The following is a 1,872-nucleotide window of genomic DNA, read 5'->3' on the forward strand; positions in this document are numbered from 1 at the left end:
CGAATCGGTTTCCCGATACGGTTTTTCTTACACCTTCACGCTGCCGACCATTTCGCAGGAGGAATGGCACAATACCGTTGATGACGTCGGGGTGCTTGCTTTTATCCAGGGCATTCCGATGGGAGGCAAGTTTTATAACAATTACGCCCTCGGCGGTAGCCGAATACTCAAGAAACCGGAGATTGTCGGAGCCAGGAAAGGAAGCATGAAGGTGTATTACCGCAGCACATGCGGCTTTACTTATCCGGTGGAAGAGACGTTTTCCAGCGAAAAAGCAGCTGCGCAAAAAGGCTATATGCCGCTGGACTGTCCTGTCTCGCCATCTTAACGAGACGGCGGCGATTTCGGAAAGTGGACACGCCGTCAGATCGGTTCTATGATGAACGTGACAGCCGAAATCTTCCAAACTTGTCATGATCCCTATGAAGAGAGGAGCAAATGGCGTGAGAAAATGGATAATTGCAGGACTTGCCGCCGCGATGCTTTGCAGCTTGTTCACCGTAACAGCAAGCGCGGCGAGCCGACTTCCGTCCTTTGTCAGCGTCGTCATGGACGGACAAAAAATCTGGTTTCCCGATGCGCAAGCATTTGTCGATGAAAACAACCGGACGCTCGTGCCGGTTCGATTCATCGCGGAAAAGATGGGCGCGAACGTAGGCTGGGAACCCAAAACCATGACCGTACCGATTGAGCTGGACGAGCTGCATATTGTGCTTACGATCGGCGATAGCAAGACGCTCGTCAATGGTAAAGAAATGGCCTTCGATTCGAAGGCGATCACCAGCGGCGGCCGGACGTTTGTCCCGCTGCGTTTTGTCAGCGAAGCGCTGGGGGCGGAAGTGAATTGGGATAGCCCGACATCGACCGTCTTTATTTCCACACAAGAAGAAGCCAATGAGAAGTATGATGAATGGGGCCGTCTGATTCGCACAACCCATTTGCCGAAGAACGCGAAAGATTACCCGTACATTCTGGCCGATGTGCCGAATGAAGCGTATGAAATGGCCTATCCCTACTCGCATCCTACGGACAGCAAGGTTTCATCGGTATTGTATTCGACCATACCGGAATTCAATAAGAAAAACGTGGATATATGGATGAACCGGCTGAAAACGTTCGGCGCGCTGTGGCTGAATGTGGACTACAAAACGATTGACGATACGTGGGCGCAGGCGGTATTCGCCACGAAAATGCAAAGCTCCAATGCGGAATTGAAATACATTCTGCGGTATGTGGAGTGGGTCAAAGAAAACAAGATTCAGACCGAAGGATACCTTGATCCCGAGCCTTCCATGATTTATAAAGACGGGTTTGGAAATAATTATGTACGTTCCAAGTTCAGAATCAAATTCAACTCATTCACGGAAAATAAAAATTTGCTGTACGATGAGCGTTTCCCCAATGATCGCAAATTCGATAAGCAGGTTTGGTACGAAGGTTACGCGGATATTTCTCTTTCCACGAATGTTGGCGGCGATTGGGGCAGTACATTGAAAGTCGATCCGGGAGCCAGTTTATTCCGCAATTATTTCATCAGAAAGGCGGACTCGGAATAGATGAAGAGAAACAAATTCATAAAATCGGCGTTGAGCGTGCTTCTGGCATGCTCTTTTTTATTTTCGGGTTTTCCTTTCACAGCGAAAGCCGAAATTCCAAAAGTAAGAACCGAGGCAGGAAAAATCAGCTTTGAAATCACAAGTACGGCTGCAACGTCATCCATTAAATACAGAACTGTGGGTTGGACGGTGCGCCGTGACCAATTATGTTCGAATACGACGCCCAAGCAGTGCGGCGATCCGAGAAGCGGCCAACACGCTTCTTTTTTGGACCAGCAAGTACGGCAAGTAGGACAGGAACCGAATCCGCCCATCC

2 protein-coding genes and 1 pseudogene are annotated in these 1,872 nt (G+C 49.4%); all 3 read left to right on the top strand.

Annotation, left to right across the window (positions count from 1 at the left end):
* Window positions 1-328 (top strand): annotated as a pseudogene (locus SD70_RS37350) (hypothetical protein); the annotation flags it as partial.
* 115 nt (window positions 329-443) lie between these two features.
* Entirely contained in the window at window positions 444-1,556 is a 1,113-nt protein-coding gene (locus tag SD70_RS34375) for a copper amine oxidase N-terminal domain-containing protein (RefSeq protein WP_052488135.1), read from the top strand.
* Window positions 1,557-1,872, top strand: a 316-nt coding sequence (locus tag SD70_RS39040) for a hypothetical protein (protein WP_231571730.1), incomplete at its 3' end; no start/stop codon positions are given. It abuts the gene before it with no gap.

Origin of the sequence: Gordoniibacillus kamchatkensis (assembly GCF_000829455.1) — a bacterium.
In the GTDB taxonomy this organism is placed as follows: domain Bacteria; phylum Bacillota; class Bacilli; order Paenibacillales; family NBRC-103111; genus Gordoniibacillus; species Gordoniibacillus kamchatkensis.